Origin of the sequence: Janibacter alkaliphilus (assembly GCF_013408565.1) — a bacterium.
Lineage (GTDB): Bacteria > Actinomycetota > Actinomycetes > Actinomycetales > Dermatophilaceae > Janibacter > Janibacter alkaliphilus.
This window is the reverse complement of the sequence record NZ_JACBZX010000001.1, coordinates 851,044-863,667: the sequence shown is the minus strand read 5'-3', so window position 1 is coordinate 863,667 and position 12,624 is coordinate 851,044. Positions and strand designations below refer to the sequence as shown.

At 72.2% G+C, this 12,624-nt stretch carries 10 protein-coding genes; 5 read left to right on the top strand and 5 right to left on the bottom strand.

Annotated features, from left to right (window positions below):
- Positions 1–135: 135 nt before the first annotated feature.
- The gene (locus tag BJY28_RS04130) at positions 136–576 is read left to right on the top strand and encodes a hypothetical protein (RefSeq protein ID WP_179461882.1); all 441 of its coding nucleotides are present in this window, start codon (positions 136–138) and stop codon (positions 574–576) included.
- Here the strand turns inward: BJY28_RS04130 and nrfD are convergent.
- The 3 genes from nrfD to fdnG are packed head-to-tail and all read right to left on the bottom strand — an operon-like array spanning position 560 to position 5,891.
- Positions 560–1,720 carry an NrfD/PsrC family molybdoenzyme membrane anchor subunit gene (nrfD, locus tag BJY28_RS04125; RefSeq protein WP_179461881.1) on the bottom strand — a complete coding sequence of 387 codons (1,161 nt, stop codon included), beginning with the start codon at positions 1,718–1,720 and terminating at the stop codon, positions 560–562. The two genes, BJY28_RS04130 and nrfD, sit on opposite strands and share 17 nt — an antisense overlap.
- Positions 1,717–2,697 (bottom strand): 4Fe-4S dicluster domain-containing protein, encoded by a 981-nt coding sequence (locus BJY28_RS04120; protein WP_179461880.1) that lies wholly within the window; start codon positions 2,695–2,697, stop codon positions 1,717–1,719. The genes nrfD and BJY28_RS04120 overlap by 4 nt, the downstream gene beginning before the upstream one ends.
- Entirely contained in the window at positions 2,697–5,891 is a 3,195-nt protein-coding gene (fdnG, locus tag BJY28_RS04115; protein ID WP_246313338.1) for a formate dehydrogenase-N subunit alpha, read from the bottom strand. The genes BJY28_RS04120 and fdnG overlap by 1 nt, the downstream gene beginning before the upstream one ends.
- A gap of 208 nt (positions 5,892–6,099) precedes the next feature.
- Between fdnG and ybaK the strand changes: the two genes are divergently transcribed.
- Both ybaK and BJY28_RS04100 read left to right on the top strand, forming a co-directional pair.
- Positions 6,100–6,609, top strand: coding sequence for a Cys-tRNA(Pro) deacylase (gene ybaK, locus BJY28_RS04105; protein ID WP_179461877.1), 510 nt, complete (start codon positions 6,100–6,102; stop codon positions 6,607–6,609).
- Between the two features lie 48 nt (positions 6,610–6,657).
- Positions 6,658–7,947, top strand: coding sequence for an NRAMP family divalent metal transporter (locus BJY28_RS04100; protein ID WP_343036953.1), 1,290 nt, complete (start codon positions 6,658–6,660; stop codon positions 7,945–7,947).
- Positions 7,948–7,993: 46 nt separating this feature from the next.
- Here the strand turns inward: BJY28_RS04100 and BJY28_RS04095 are convergent, their stop codons facing one another.
- Both BJY28_RS04095 and BJY28_RS04090 read right to left on the bottom strand, forming a co-directional pair.
- On the bottom strand, positions 7,994–9,601 hold the full coding sequence (locus tag BJY28_RS04095; RefSeq protein ID WP_425485695.1) for an SDR family NAD(P)-dependent oxidoreductase: 1,608 nt from the start codon (positions 9,599–9,601) through the stop codon (positions 7,994–7,996).
- Between the two features lie 45 nt (positions 9,602–9,646).
- A complete protein-coding gene (locus BJY28_RS04090) occupies positions 9,647–10,585 on the bottom strand; it encodes a hypothetical protein (protein WP_179461876.1) in 939 nt (312 codons plus the stop codon).
- Positions 10,586–10,723: 138 nt separating this feature from the next.
- Between BJY28_RS04090 and BJY28_RS04085 the strand changes: the two genes are divergently transcribed.
- Positions 10,724–11,386 (top strand): HAD-IA family hydrolase, encoded by a 663-nt coding sequence (locus BJY28_RS04085; RefSeq protein ID WP_179461875.1) that lies wholly within the window; start codon positions 10,724–10,726, stop codon positions 11,384–11,386.
- A gap of 119 nt (positions 11,387–11,505) precedes the next feature.
- On the top strand, positions 11,506–11,925 hold the full coding sequence (locus BJY28_RS04080) for a VOC family protein (RefSeq protein WP_179461874.1): 420 nt from the start codon (positions 11,506–11,508) through the stop codon (positions 11,923–11,925).
- Positions 11,926–12,624: the final 699 nt, after the last annotated feature.

The window sequence follows — 12,624 nt, the reverse complement described above, 5'->3', positions numbered from 1 at the left end:
TAGCGTGGAGCACGATGATCGACGAGCTCGGCGAAGGGAGCAGCGGTGCAGGACAGCACGAGCGCACCCATCACCGACGTGCCGCGCCGCCTTGCCTGGCTGCGACAGGAGCAGGTGCGATTGCGACGACGGACAGTGGCTACGTGCGTCCTGGCCGGTGTGCTCGGCGTCGCGGTGGCCACGCTCATCGGGCTCGCCCTCAGCGATGAGCTGTTCTGGGTCACCGAGCTGGTCCGGAACACGGTCGTCCTCGCGATCGTCCTCCCCTTCGCGCTGTGGGTGACCGGTGGGTTCCGGACGTTGCGCGCCGCCCGACGACCCGTTGAGGAGCTGGTCCCTGCGACCGCGGTCGCAGGGACCAAACGCACGGTCCGGGTGCGGCTCGACGACGGCCGGGAGCTGACCTGGCCCGCCGGTCCGGCCCCCACGGGAGTCCTCGACCCCGCAGGAGGGGAGCGGATCGCGCTGAGCACCCCGGCCGGGGACGGTGAGCTGATCGTGCTGCTCACTCTCGGCGAGACACCCGCGGTGCTCTGGCCCCGAGGCCAGGCCGAGGCGGTCAGCCCGCAGTCGTGATGCTGTCGTCGACGACCCCGCGCGCCCGGCGCTCCTCCAGCCGCGCCTGCTGGGTCGCCACCGTGTGCCGCGGGTCGCGCGCCGACTCCTGACCGGCCTCGACGACCGCGAAGCGGGTCAGCGCCGACCCGGCCGCGAGCGCCAGCCCGCAGGCCACCGCGGCCAGCCGCGAGCGTCGCGCCAGCAGCGAGAGCACCCCGCCGCCGACGGTCAGCGCCTTGGCCGCCCGCAGCTTCTGCCCGGCAGCCCCCTCGTGCAGCACGTCGTCGATGCCCAGCCCGTGCAGGTGCCGCTCCACCCGCTCCATCGCCACGTAGTCCCCGACCGCGCCGAGCACCGCCAGCCGCTGCGCCGGCACCGTCTCGGCAGCCGGGGTGAGCACGAGTTGCATGCCGCCGGAGGCCATCGCCGCCGAGGAGACGAAGACGAAGGGCAGCCCTCGCCGCGACTCGAACCACACCGGGGTCGCGGTGTCCGAGAGCAGCACCGCGGTGTACGCCGCCAGCGGCGGACCGAAGAAGAACGCGCCGAGGCTGCCGACCGGCTCGACCCAGCGCAGCAGCGACCCGACCACCGGCAGGCCCCGCCCACCGTCGCGCCCGCCGAGCATCCGGTCCACCTCGGCCGCCGTCGCCACCGACGCGAACCCGCTGAACCCGCTGAAGATCCACGTGCCCACCGACATCGGCGAGGTCAGCTTCACCGTGCGCATCATGTTGAGGAAGCGCTCCGGCCGCCCCAGGTCCGCCACCAGCGCCGCCCCGCTGAGCGCGACCGCGGTCATCGACGTCAGCCGCGCGTTCCGCCGCAGCACCGCGAGCCCGGTGGCGTGCGCCCCCGCGGCGAGCATCCCCGACCCGGCGGCCAGCCCGCCGAGGAAGAGGTAGGCCGGGATCTCGTGCCCCCACGGCACCGGCTTGACCACCGGCTGCCCGTAGTACGAGGCGAACTCCGGCTCGGGCACCACCGGCTGCTCGCCGCGCCCCCGGGCCCGACCGGTCAGCCAGTCCCCGGCACGCTCGCGCCGCCCGCCCGACCCGGCACCACCAGCAGCGCTGCGGTCACCGCCACGCTCACCACCACGGCGCCGGCGGCGCCCTTCGCCCTCCGGCGGCCGGTAGCTGTCGAAGGGGGAGGTGCTCACCGCCGCCCTCCGAGGAAGGAGGCCGCGGCCACCCCGAGCAGACCGAGCGCGGCCGTGCCGGCCATCCGGAACATCTCCGGCAGGTGCGCCGTCGGCACGACCGGGTCCGGCGGCAGCCCGTAGACCTCCGGCTCGTCCAGCAGCAGGAAGACCGACCCGGTGCCGCCCACGCCGTCGTTCTCGTTCGCGCCGTAGAGCCGCGCCTCGGTGATCCCCTGGGCGTGCAACGCGGACACCCGCTCCTGCGCCTCCGCGACCATGTCCGCGTGGTCCCCGAAGCGGATCGACGTCGTCGGGCAGGTCTGCGCGCACGCCGGGGTCTGGTCCTCGCCGAGCCGGTCGTAGCAGAGCGTGCACTTCTGGGCGACACCGACGTTCGGCACGTGCCCGTCCCGTCGGGTGCTGGTCACCTCGTCCTGAGACCGCCGCTCGATGACCCCGAAGGGGCACGCCCCGACGCAGTAGCCGCAGCCGTTGCACACGTCGGCCTGCACGACGACCGTGCCGAACTCGCTGCGGAAGAGCGCCCCCGTCGGGCACACGTCGAGGCAGCCCGCGTGGGTGCAGTGCTTGCACACGTCCGAGGACATCAGCCAGCGGAAGCTCGGCAGCGGCACCCCGTGCGCGGTCGTCCCGACCGGCGCGGGCTCGGGCGCCCCGACCCCCGGCATCCCGAGGTCGACGAGCCGCTGCCCGGACTCTCGCGCCTGGGCGACCCGCTCGGCACCCTGCTCGACGAAGGCGACGTGCCGCCAGGTGCTCGCGCCGAGGTCGCCGGTGTTGTCGTAGGAGTTCCCGGTCATGCCCAGCCCGTCCAGCGGGATCGCGTTCCACTCCTTGCAGGCGACCTCGCAGGCCTTGCAGCCGATGCAGATCGAGGTGTCGGTGAAGAACCCCTTCCGCGGCGGCGGGTCGGTCCAGCCGGCGTCCTCGGCGACGTCGGTGCGCCCGGACAGCTGGCGGCTCAGGTAGCCCATCAGACGTCCTCCTCCTCGGTCGGCGACCCCACGCCCGGGTCGAGCCGCTCGTTGTCGGTCTCCACGGTCGCACCGGCGAGCGACTGGTACTCGGCGACGAGCCGCAGCAGCTCCTCGCCACGCGGTCGGCGACCGGCCCGGATGTCGCAGGATCCCACCTTCGACTCCTGGATCTGCACGTTCGGGTCGAGCACGACGCCGAGCAGGTCGTTGGCCGCGTCGCCCTCGACGACCGCGTCGCCACCGACCCCCCAGTGGTAGGGCAGCCCGATCTGGTGCACGGTGCGCCCGCCGACCCGCAGCGGGGTCATCCGCTCGGTGACCAGCACCCGCGCCTCGATCGCCGCCCGCGGGCTGACCAGCGTCGCCCAGCCGCCGTTGCTCAGCCCGCGCTGCTGCGCCAGCTCCGGGGAGACCTCGCAGAACATCGCCGGCTGCAGCTCGGAGAGATACGGCAGCCACCGGCTCATCCCGCCGGCCGTGTGGTGCTCCGTGAGCCGGTAGGTGGTGAAGACGAAGGGGTAGACCCCGCTGCCCGGGTCCTCCCCGGACGGCGCGAAGAGGTTGTCCTTGCGCGGGAAGGTGCGCCGGCCCGGGTTGCGCTGCTGCGGGTAGAGCGGGTTGACCACCGGCGACTCCTGCGCCTCGTAGTGCGTCGGCAGCGGCCCGTCGACCATCCCCTTCGGCGCGAAGAGCCAGCCCTTGCCGTCCGGCTGCATGACGAAGGGGTCGACCCCGGCCAGGGCGGCCGGTCCCCCTTCGCCCTCCGGGCGGGCGCCGGGGGCCCGGTCCACCGGGAAGTCGGGGACGTCCGGCCCGGTCCAGCGGCCGGTCTCTTCGTCCCACCACAGGTATCGCTTGCGCTCGCTCCACGGCCTGCCCTCCGGGTCGGCGGAGGCGCGGTTGTAGAGCATCCGGCGGTTCATCGGCCAGGCCCAGCCCCACTGCGAGGCGACCTCGTCGCCGCCGTGGGGTGCCCGGTTCGCCGCCCGGTTCACGCCGCCGGCGAAGACCCCGGAGTAGATCCAGCACCCGCCGGTCGTCGAGCCGTCGGCCCGCATCTGCGCGAAGCCGTCGAGCGGCTGCCCGGCCTGCTCCCCGGTGAGGTGCTCGCCGTTGATCTCGCGCAGCACCGCCTCGGCGTCGACCTCGCCGTGCTCGTCGAGCGGGTAGTCCCAGGTGAGGTCGAGCAGCGGGCGGTCGCGGGGGTCGGTGGACCCGGCCAGGCGCTGGCGGATGCGCACCCCGAGGTCGTGGAAGAAGTCGAGCTCGCTCTGCGCCTGGCCCGGCGGGGCGACCGCCTGGTGGCGCCACTGCAGCAGCCGCTGGGTCTGGGTGAAGGTGCCGCGCTTCTCGACGTGGGTGGCCGCCGGCAGGAAGAAGACCTCGGTGCCGATGTCCTCGGTGACCAGCTCGCCGGTGGCGATCTCCGGGGCGTCGCGCCAGAAGGTGGCGGTCTCGATGAGCTGGAAGTCGCGGACCACCATCCACTTCAGGTGGGCCATCGCCAGCCGCTGCATCCGCCCGTGCGCCGAGCCGACGGCTGGGTTCTGGCCGAGCACGAAGTAGCCGTCGACCTCGTCCTCGAGCATCGACATCACCGTCTGGTACGTGCCGTGCGCACCGGTCAGCCGGGGCAGGTAGTCGTAGGCGAAGTCGTTCTCGGCGGTGGCCGCCTCACCCCACCACGACTTCAGCAGGCTCACCGTGTAGGCGTCCGCGTCCGCCCAGTAGCCCTTCTGCTGCGGCGAGGCGATCCCGGCGAGGTACTCGGCCAGGGTGCGGTGCTGGCCGGCCATCGGCATCGGCAGGTAGCCGGGCAGCAGGTTGAAGAGGGTCGGGATGTCGGTCGAGCCCTGGATGCTGGCGTGCCCGCGCAGCGCCATGATCCCGCTGCCGGGGCGGCCGACGTTGCCCATGAGCAGCTGCAGGATGGCCGCGGTGCGGATGAACTGGGCACCCAGGCTGTGCTGGGTCCAGCCCACCGCGTAGGCGAAGCAGGTGGTCCGCTCCCGGCCGGAGCTCTCGACCAGGGCCCGGGCGATCTCGTGGAACTGGGCGACCGGGATGCCGCAGGTCTGCTCGACCATCTCCGGGGTGTAGCGCGCGTAGTGCCGGGCGAGGATCTGCAGCACGGACCGCGGGTGGGTCATGCTCTCGTCGCGCCGCGGGGCACCGTGCTCGTCGAGGTCGTAGGCCCACGAGGCGCGGTCGTAGCCGCCGGTCTCCTCGTCGTAGCCGGAGAAGATGCCGTCGAGGTCCTCGGTGTCCTGGTAGTCCTCGCTGATCAGCGTGGTCGCGTTGGTGTAGGCGCGCACGTAGTCGTGGAAGTAGGTCTGCGTGCTCAGCACGTGGTGGATGAGCGCGCCGAGCAGCACGACGTCGGTGCCGGCGCGGATCGGCACGTGGGTGTCGGCGATCGCCGAGGTGCGGGTGAAGCGCGGGTCGACGTGGATGATCCGGGCCCCGCGGGCCTTGGCCTCGGCGACCCACTGGAAGCCCACCGGGTGGCACTCGGCCATGTTCGAGCCCTGGATGATGATGCAGTCCGCGTTGGCCATGTCCTGCAGGGACTGGGTGGCGCCGCCGCGGCCGAACGAGGTCCCCAGACTGGGGACCGTGGAGCTGTGTCAGATCCGGGCCTGGTTCTCGATCTGGATGGCGCCGGCCGCGGTGAAGAGCTTCTTGATGAGGTAGTTCTCCTCGTTGTCGAGGGTGGCTCCCCCGAGCGAGGCGATGCCCATCGTGCGGCGGACCTCGCGGCCCTGGTCGTCGACGTCCTGCCAGTGGGCGGCGCGGGCGGCGACGAAGCGGTCGGCGATCATGTCGATCGCGGTGTCCCGCTCGATGGTCTGGAAGTCGGTGGCGCCGGGCGCGCGGTAGAGCACCTCGGTCTGCCGGGTGGGGGAGTTGACCAGCTGCTCGCTGGCGGACCCCTTGGGGCACAGCCGGCCCCGGCTGATCGGCGAGTCCGGGTCGCCCTCGATCTGGGTGACCTGCTCGTCCTTGACGAAGACCCGCTGACCGCAGCCGACGGCGCAGTAGGGGCAGACGCTCTGCACGACGCGGTCGGCCTCGGCGGTGCGCGGGGTCATCTCGCGGGTCTGCCGGCTCTGCACCGCGGCGCCGCGGCCGAGGTAGTCGCCGGAGAGCAGCTGGCGCACCACCGGCCAGCCCAGGGGCGTCCTCGCCATCCCGCCCTCCCGTCCCTCGTCCTGACGTCCTGCGCGTCGTGACGTCCCGCGCGTCCTCGCGCCCAGCCACGTCCTGCTCGCCCCCACTATGGCACCCCCGACACCCCGCAACCCCCTAGGCAGCTGCATCCGCTCACTCTGCAGGCTGAGCACCTGGGACGAACCTGAGCGTCTGCGGCGGCAAGGTCACCGGCGTAGCGTGCCCGGCATGGCGAGACGGAAGGGGGCGGGTGCGGGCACCCCGGCGATCCAGGCACTCGAGCGCACCGGCACCTGGCACGTCCTGCACGCCTACGAGCATGACCCGGCGGCCACCTCCTTCGGTCTCGAGGCGGCCGAGCTGCTCGGCGTCGACCCGGCCAGGGTGCTGAAGACGCTTCTCGCCCAGACCGACCGGCCAGCAGCCCACGGGCTCGTCGTCGCGATCGTCCCGGTCGCCGGCCAGCTCGACCTCAAGGCGCTGGCCGCCGCGGTCGGCTCGAAGCGGGCCACCCTCGCCGACCCGGCCCTGGCCGAGCGGACCACCGGCTACGTCGTCGGCGGGATCTCCCCGCTGGGGCAGAAGCGGGCGCTGGCCACTGTGGTCGACGACAGCGCGCTGCAGCACGACAGCGTCCTGGTCAGCGGCGGCCGCCGGGGCCTGGACGTCGAGCTCGCACCGCGCGACCTCGTCGCGCTCACCGACGCGACGTCGGCGGCGGTGGGCCGACCGGACTGATCGCCGACCCAGGGGGTGGTGCGCCGGCCGGGGGAGTACCGTCCCCGCGTGGTCACCGGCGATACGACGAGGCAGCCCCCGCCCCAGCCCGCACCCCAGGACGAGAGCCCGAGCAGCTGGCGCACGCGGCTCTCCGCGCTCGGCCCGGGCCTGCTCATGGCCTCGGCCGCCATCGGCGGCTCCCACCTGGTCTCCTCCACCCAGGCCGGCGCGCTCTACGGCTGGCAGCTCGTCGGGCTGCTGCTGCTCGTCAACCTCATGAAGTACCCCTTCTTCCGCTTCGGCCCGCAGTACACGGTCGAGGCCGGCCACTCCCTCGTCGAGGGATACGCCCGCAAGGGCGGGGTCTACCTGTGGGTCTTCTTCGCGCTGTGCGCGGTCTCCTCGGTCATCTCCACGGCCGGCGTCGGGCTGCTCTGCGCCTCGATCCTCGCTTACGTCCTGCCGTGGCAGATCAGCGTGCCCTGGCTGGCGACCGCGGTGATGCTGTCGGTCTGGGCGATCCTGCTCGCCGGCCGCTACCGCGCGCTGGACGCGCTGACCAAGGTCATCATGATCACCCTGGCCGTCGGCACCGTGGTCACCACCGTCCTGGCCTTCACGAAGGGGGCCCAGGCCGACCCCGGCTTCGTCTCGCCGTCCCCGTGGAGCTGGGCCAGCCTGCCCTTCCTCATCGCGCTCATGGGGTGGATGCCGGCGCCGATCGAGATCTCCGCGCTGAACTCGCTGTGGATCAGCGCCAAGCAGCGGCTGGTGCGCACCAGCCCCCGCGACGTCCTCTTCGACTTCAACGTCGGCTACGCCGCCTCGGCGATCCTCGCGCTCTTCTTCCTCGCCATGGGCGCGCTCGTGCAGCACGGGACCGGCGTCGAGGTGGCCACCCAGGGCGGGGCCTACATCACCCAGCTCATCGACATGTACGGCAGCACGATCGGTGACTGGGTGGCGCCGATCGTGGCGCTCATCGCCTTCGCCTGCATGTACGGCACGACGATCACCGTCGTCGACGGCTACGCCCGGGCGAGCGCCGAGTCGGTGCGGCTGCTGCGCGGCGCCCCGGAGATGACCCGCCCGGCGCTCATCGTCTGGACCAGCGGCATCGCCCTCGTCGGCCTGCTCATCATCATCCTGATGAGCGCCCAGCTGGCGACGATGCTGCGCTTCGCGATGATCAGCGCCTTCCTCACCGCGCCGGTCTTCGCCTGGCTGAACTTCACGCTGGTGCGCGACCGCGAGGACCTCTCCCCGGTGCTGCGCTGGCTGAGCTACGCCGGGCTGGTCTTCCTGGCCGGCTTCACCCTGCTCTTCCTCGCGGCGGAGGCCGGGATCGTCGGCTGAGCCTCGTCAACGTGGGATCGGCGCGCGTCGGCCACTACGCAAAGAGTCACCAGGGGTAGGGGCGGTAGTCCTTGAGGAAGATCCCGTAGAGATCCTCGCCGGCCTCGCCGCGCACCACCGGGTCGTAGACCCGGGCGGCGCCGTCGACGAGGTCCAGCGGGGCGCGCCAGCCCTGGTCGGCGATGTCGAGCTTCTGCTCGTGCGGGCGCTCGTCGGTGATCCAGCCGGTGTCCACGGCGGTCATGAGGATCCGGTCGCTGCGGAACATCTCCTCCGCCGAGGTGCGGGTCAGCATGTTCAGCGCGGCCTTGGCCATGTTGGTGTGCGGGTGCCCGGCGCCCTTGTACCGCCGGGAGAACTGGCCCTCCATCGCCGAGACGTTGACGACGTAGGCCCGGGCGGCCGCGCCGACCTGCTCGCGGCGCCGCTGCACCGCCGCCCGCATCGTCGGTCGCAGCCGGGAGACGAGCAGGAAGGGCGCCACCTGGTTGCACAGCTGCACCTCGAGCATCTCCAGCGGCTCGACCTGCTCGACGTGCTGGGTCCAGGAGTTGCTCGTGGCGTGGTCGGGCAGCAGCCCGCCGGCATCGACGGCGGTGCCGTCGCGGTGGGCGGCCACCGAGGCGTTTGCGGTGAGCGCGCGTGCGGTCCGCTCCTCGGCGGAGGTCGCGGGCGCCGATCGCCCGTCCCGGCTCGTGTCCCGTCCACCGTCCCGCCCCATCAGAGGGGTGCCGGGTGCGGCGGGGTCCTGCAGCGCGGCGACCAGCGCCGCCGGGTGCGCCTGGCGGCTCCGTCCGACCTCGAGCGTGCGGACGCGGGCGGCGTCACCGGTGAGCGGCTCGTCCTCGCCGGCGAGCAGGTGCCGGTAGGAGCCGGGGCTGCGTCGCACGGTCTGGCAGGCGTTGTTGACGAGGATGTCCAGCGGGCCGCCGGCCGCGACCTCGTCGGCGAGGGCGGTCACCTGTCCCGGGTCGCGCAGGTCGATCCCGACGATGCTCAGCCGGTCCAGCCAGTCGGCGCTGTCCGCGAGCGCGGCGAAGCGCCGGGCGGCGTCCCGCGGGAAGCGGGTGGTGATCGTCAGGTCGGCGCCGTCCCGGAGCAGGCGAAGGGCGATATACATCCCGATCTTCGCCCGCCCGCCGGTCAGCAGCGCGCGCCTGCCGGTGAGGTCGGTACCCTGGTCGCGGCGGGCCTGGTTGTCACGGGCGCAGGCCGGGCAGAGCCAGTGGTAGAAGGCGTCGACGAGGGTGTAGCGCTCGTGGCAGACGTAGCAGCCGCGGGGGATCTGCAGCTCCCCGACGAAGGTCTGCCGGCTCGTCTCCGGAGGGGTCGGGAGGACCCCCTTCGTCTCGTCGTCGATGCGCCCGGGGGCACCGGTGGCGGTGCGGGCGAGGATCGCGTCGTCGTGGGCCACCTTCGGCCCGCGCTCGGCCTGCCGCGCCTCTCGGCGGCGGGCCTTGCGCACCCGGTTGTACATCGTGCCGGTCGCCCGCTTGACCCGCTGGATGTCCGGGTGCCCGGGCGGCAGCTCGTGCAGCATGTCGAGCACCCGCAGCGTCGTCGCCAGGTCGTCGGGGTCGACCCCGGGCGCCTCGTCGTCGAGACCGGTCGCCACGTCCTCGGGCGGCTCGTCGACCCGGTTCGTCTGCTCCACGGTGCTCGAGGATAGGCGCCCTGCGGAGGGCCGCCCGAGCCCCGGTCAGCCGCAGTCCCATTCGAAGGTGAGGTTGAGCAGGTCCAGCCGCCCGTTGCCCCCGCCGAAGTTGAAGTTGCCGATCCACTCGTTGAACTCGATGTAGTACGGGCTGAGGCCGTCCGGCACGTCCTGCCACGGCTGACAGGTGCCGCCGATGTGGTTGGCGTCGTGGCCGCGGGCCCACGGCTGCTTGTGAACCTCGTCTTCGTCGTGCAGCCACTGACAGACATAGCCCTCATCTGAGACGCCCCCGTCGGGGAGCTCGACCGGCGGCCTGCCCGCGTTCGGGTCCTCGCGCCGTGGCACCAGGGTCAGCGCGTGGGCGAATCCCAGGATCCGCTTGAGCGCCTCCTCCGGCTTCGCGTAACGGGTGTACGGCCGCGAGGCGAAGCGGGGGTGGTGGATCGAGGCGATGGACCCCTCGGTCAGCCACCTCGGCGCGGGGACCTCGGCCAGCGCCGGGCTGTCCACGAGCGGCGGCGGCATGGTCCGGGGCCCGGCCAGCTCCTCGGCGGTCAGCAGGATCACGGCGTAGTGCGCGTCGAGGACGTCGATCATGAAGTGGGCGCGGGGGTGCCGTCGCTGCTGCGCCTCGTAGAAGGGGAGCAGGTCCGGCTCGCTCGGCGGGGTGTCGGCGGCGAGGGCCGCGGCCACCCGCGGGTTGCGCGTCCCCTCCTCGTGGTCCGGCGGGGAGCCGAAGAAGCTGACGCCGACGATCTCCGGCCCGTGGCAGCGGTACTCCTCGGGCAGCTGCAGGGTGAAGCCGTGCATCAGCGGGTATCCGGTGTCCGGGTCCAGCGGCCACTGCTCGGGGCGGATCGCGGGCGGCATCCCGAAGGCCCAGCCGGACGAGGCGGACGGCCAGTCCGGCGCCCCCGGGCCGACCTCGTGGGTGGTGTCGAAGACGTTGACGACGATGTCGTAGGCGGTGCTCGGTCCCATGCGGGCTCCTGTCCGGGTGCAGCGATCAGAGCGTGGTGATCGGTGTGCGGTGATCGGTGGTGGGTGGTGCGGCGGTGTCCGGGGCCCACCCTCGCACCGGGGTGCGGGCGGCTGCAGCGGCCGCGAGATAGTGGACACGTGGCCCTGCTCGATCGCACCTTCGCCGCCGTCCTCTTCGACAACGACGGGACCCTGGTCAGCTCGCTCGGCTCCGTGCAGCGGTCCTGGGTGGCCTGGGCGCAGGAGTACGGCGTCGACCTCACCGGCCTGGACGGCATGCACGGGGTGCCGGCCGCCGGGATCATCGCCCGGCTCGCCCCGCACGTCGACGCCGACGCGGCGCTGGCCCGGATCAGCGAGCTCGAGGTCGCCGACACGGACGACGTCGAGGCGCTGCCCGGGGCCCGGGAGGCGGTGGCCGCGATCTCCCCGGCCGGTCAGCCGGCCCGGCACGCGGTGGCCACCTCGGCGCACCGCGAGCTCGCCGCGGTGCGGCTGCAGGCGGCGGGGATCGAGGTGCCGGCCGCCTTCGTCACCATCGAGGACGTCGAGCGGGGCAAGCCGGACCCGGCCCCCTTCGTCCTCGCCGCGCAGCGGCTCGGGGTCGACCCGGCCGACTGCCTGGTCTGCGAGGACGCCCCGACCGGCATCGCCGCCGCGCGGGCGGCCGGGTGCGCGGTGCTGGCCGTGACGACGACCAGCGACGCCGACGCGCTCACCGAGGCCGATCTCGTCGTCGACTCGCTGGCGCAGGTGCGCTTCGTGCGCGAGGGCGACCGGGTGCGGGTCACCGGCGCCTGACCGAGGGTCACCGGCACCTGGCGCAGGGGTCGTCGGGCGGGGCTGGCGCGCTGTCGGTGCCCAGGAGGACGCTGGTGGCAGCCGTCGGGCATCGGGTTCGGCCGGAGAAGGAGTCGACGATGACCTCCACCCTCACCCCCTACGTCCAGTTCCCCGAGCGCTGCCGGGAGGCGCTGGAGTTCTACGCCTCCGTGCTCGGCGGCACCCCGCAGATCATGACCTTCGGCGACATGGACCCGACCGCGGGCGAGCACGCCGACAAGGTCATGCACGCGTACCTGCGCACCGACGACGGTTACGAGCTGATGGCCTCGGACAGCGCGCCCGGCATGCCCGTCGACCACGGCGCGAGCATCGCGATGAGCCTCAGCGGCGACGACGAGCGGCTGCGGGAGCACTTCGCCGGGCTGTCCGAGGGCGGTCAGGTCGAGGTGCCGCTGGAGACGCAGATGTGGGGCGACGAGTTCGGCATGTTCACCGACCGCTTCGGCGTGCGGTGGATGGTCAACCTCCAGGGACCGGGCGAGCAGGCGGGGTGAGGCGGATAGTCAGGCTCTACTAGTGACCGCAGCTCTGTCTTAGTGGCGAGGAACTACTGCTGAGAGCCCACTCTCATTCGTCCTTGCGAGATTGACTGTCTGCTGTACGTCCTCCTCGGAGACACCAGGGGGCCGGGTAGCAGGTTCTGTATTCATGGGAGGTCATGTATGGCGGCAGACGATCCGGCTCCGGAGATTGTCGGGAGCCTTTTCTTCCCTTTAGAGGTCATCGGGGTTCAGGATTTTCCTACTGCGGGCTCATGGGTTTCCACGGTTGTGGCGGCCATAGTTGCTGCGGCATTTCTGTCGGCAGTGTGGCTTCTCGCTCTGAGGGTACTCTACGGATTCTTCACGAGCCTGAGGTGGGTTGTAGGGGTTTGGTACACGATCGCCGATAGCCAGGCGACCACGACGGAGTTGTTGAGGAGCAACGCTCAGATATATGTGGCCTGCTGCGCAGCGCTTCGCGTTACGCCGCGAAGGTGGAGATCAACCATTTGTAGCGGCGAAAGCGTGACTCGAGTTGAGGATCTCAGTGGCCACAGGCCATCCCTATTAGGTCGGGGGTCACTGTTTCTGTTGAGGGTCGGGTTTCGTGCGGGTAGGGCATTTAGGGTCGTGCTGGGAACCACAGTTGGACTAGCGGTACTGCTTTACTGTCTGGCAGGCGCTCTTTGGCTGAGACACCCAGATGTAGTC

Coding starts and splice junctions, on each gene's coding strand:
- BJY28_RS04120 (WP_179461880.1), bottom strand. CDS start 2,697: ATGGGCTACCTGAGCCGCCAGCTGTCCGGGCGCACCGACGTCGCCGAG.
- ybaK (WP_179461877.1), top strand. CDS start 6,100: ATGGCGAGACGGAAGGGGGCGGGTGCGGGCACCCCGGCGATCCAGGCA.
- BJY28_RS04090 (WP_179461876.1), bottom strand. CDS start 10,585: ATGGGACCGAGCACCGCCTACGACATCGTCGTCAACGTCTTCGACACC.
- BJY28_RS04080 (WP_179461874.1), top strand. CDS start 11,506: ATGACCTCCACCCTCACCCCCTACGTCCAGTTCCCCGAGCGCTGCCGG.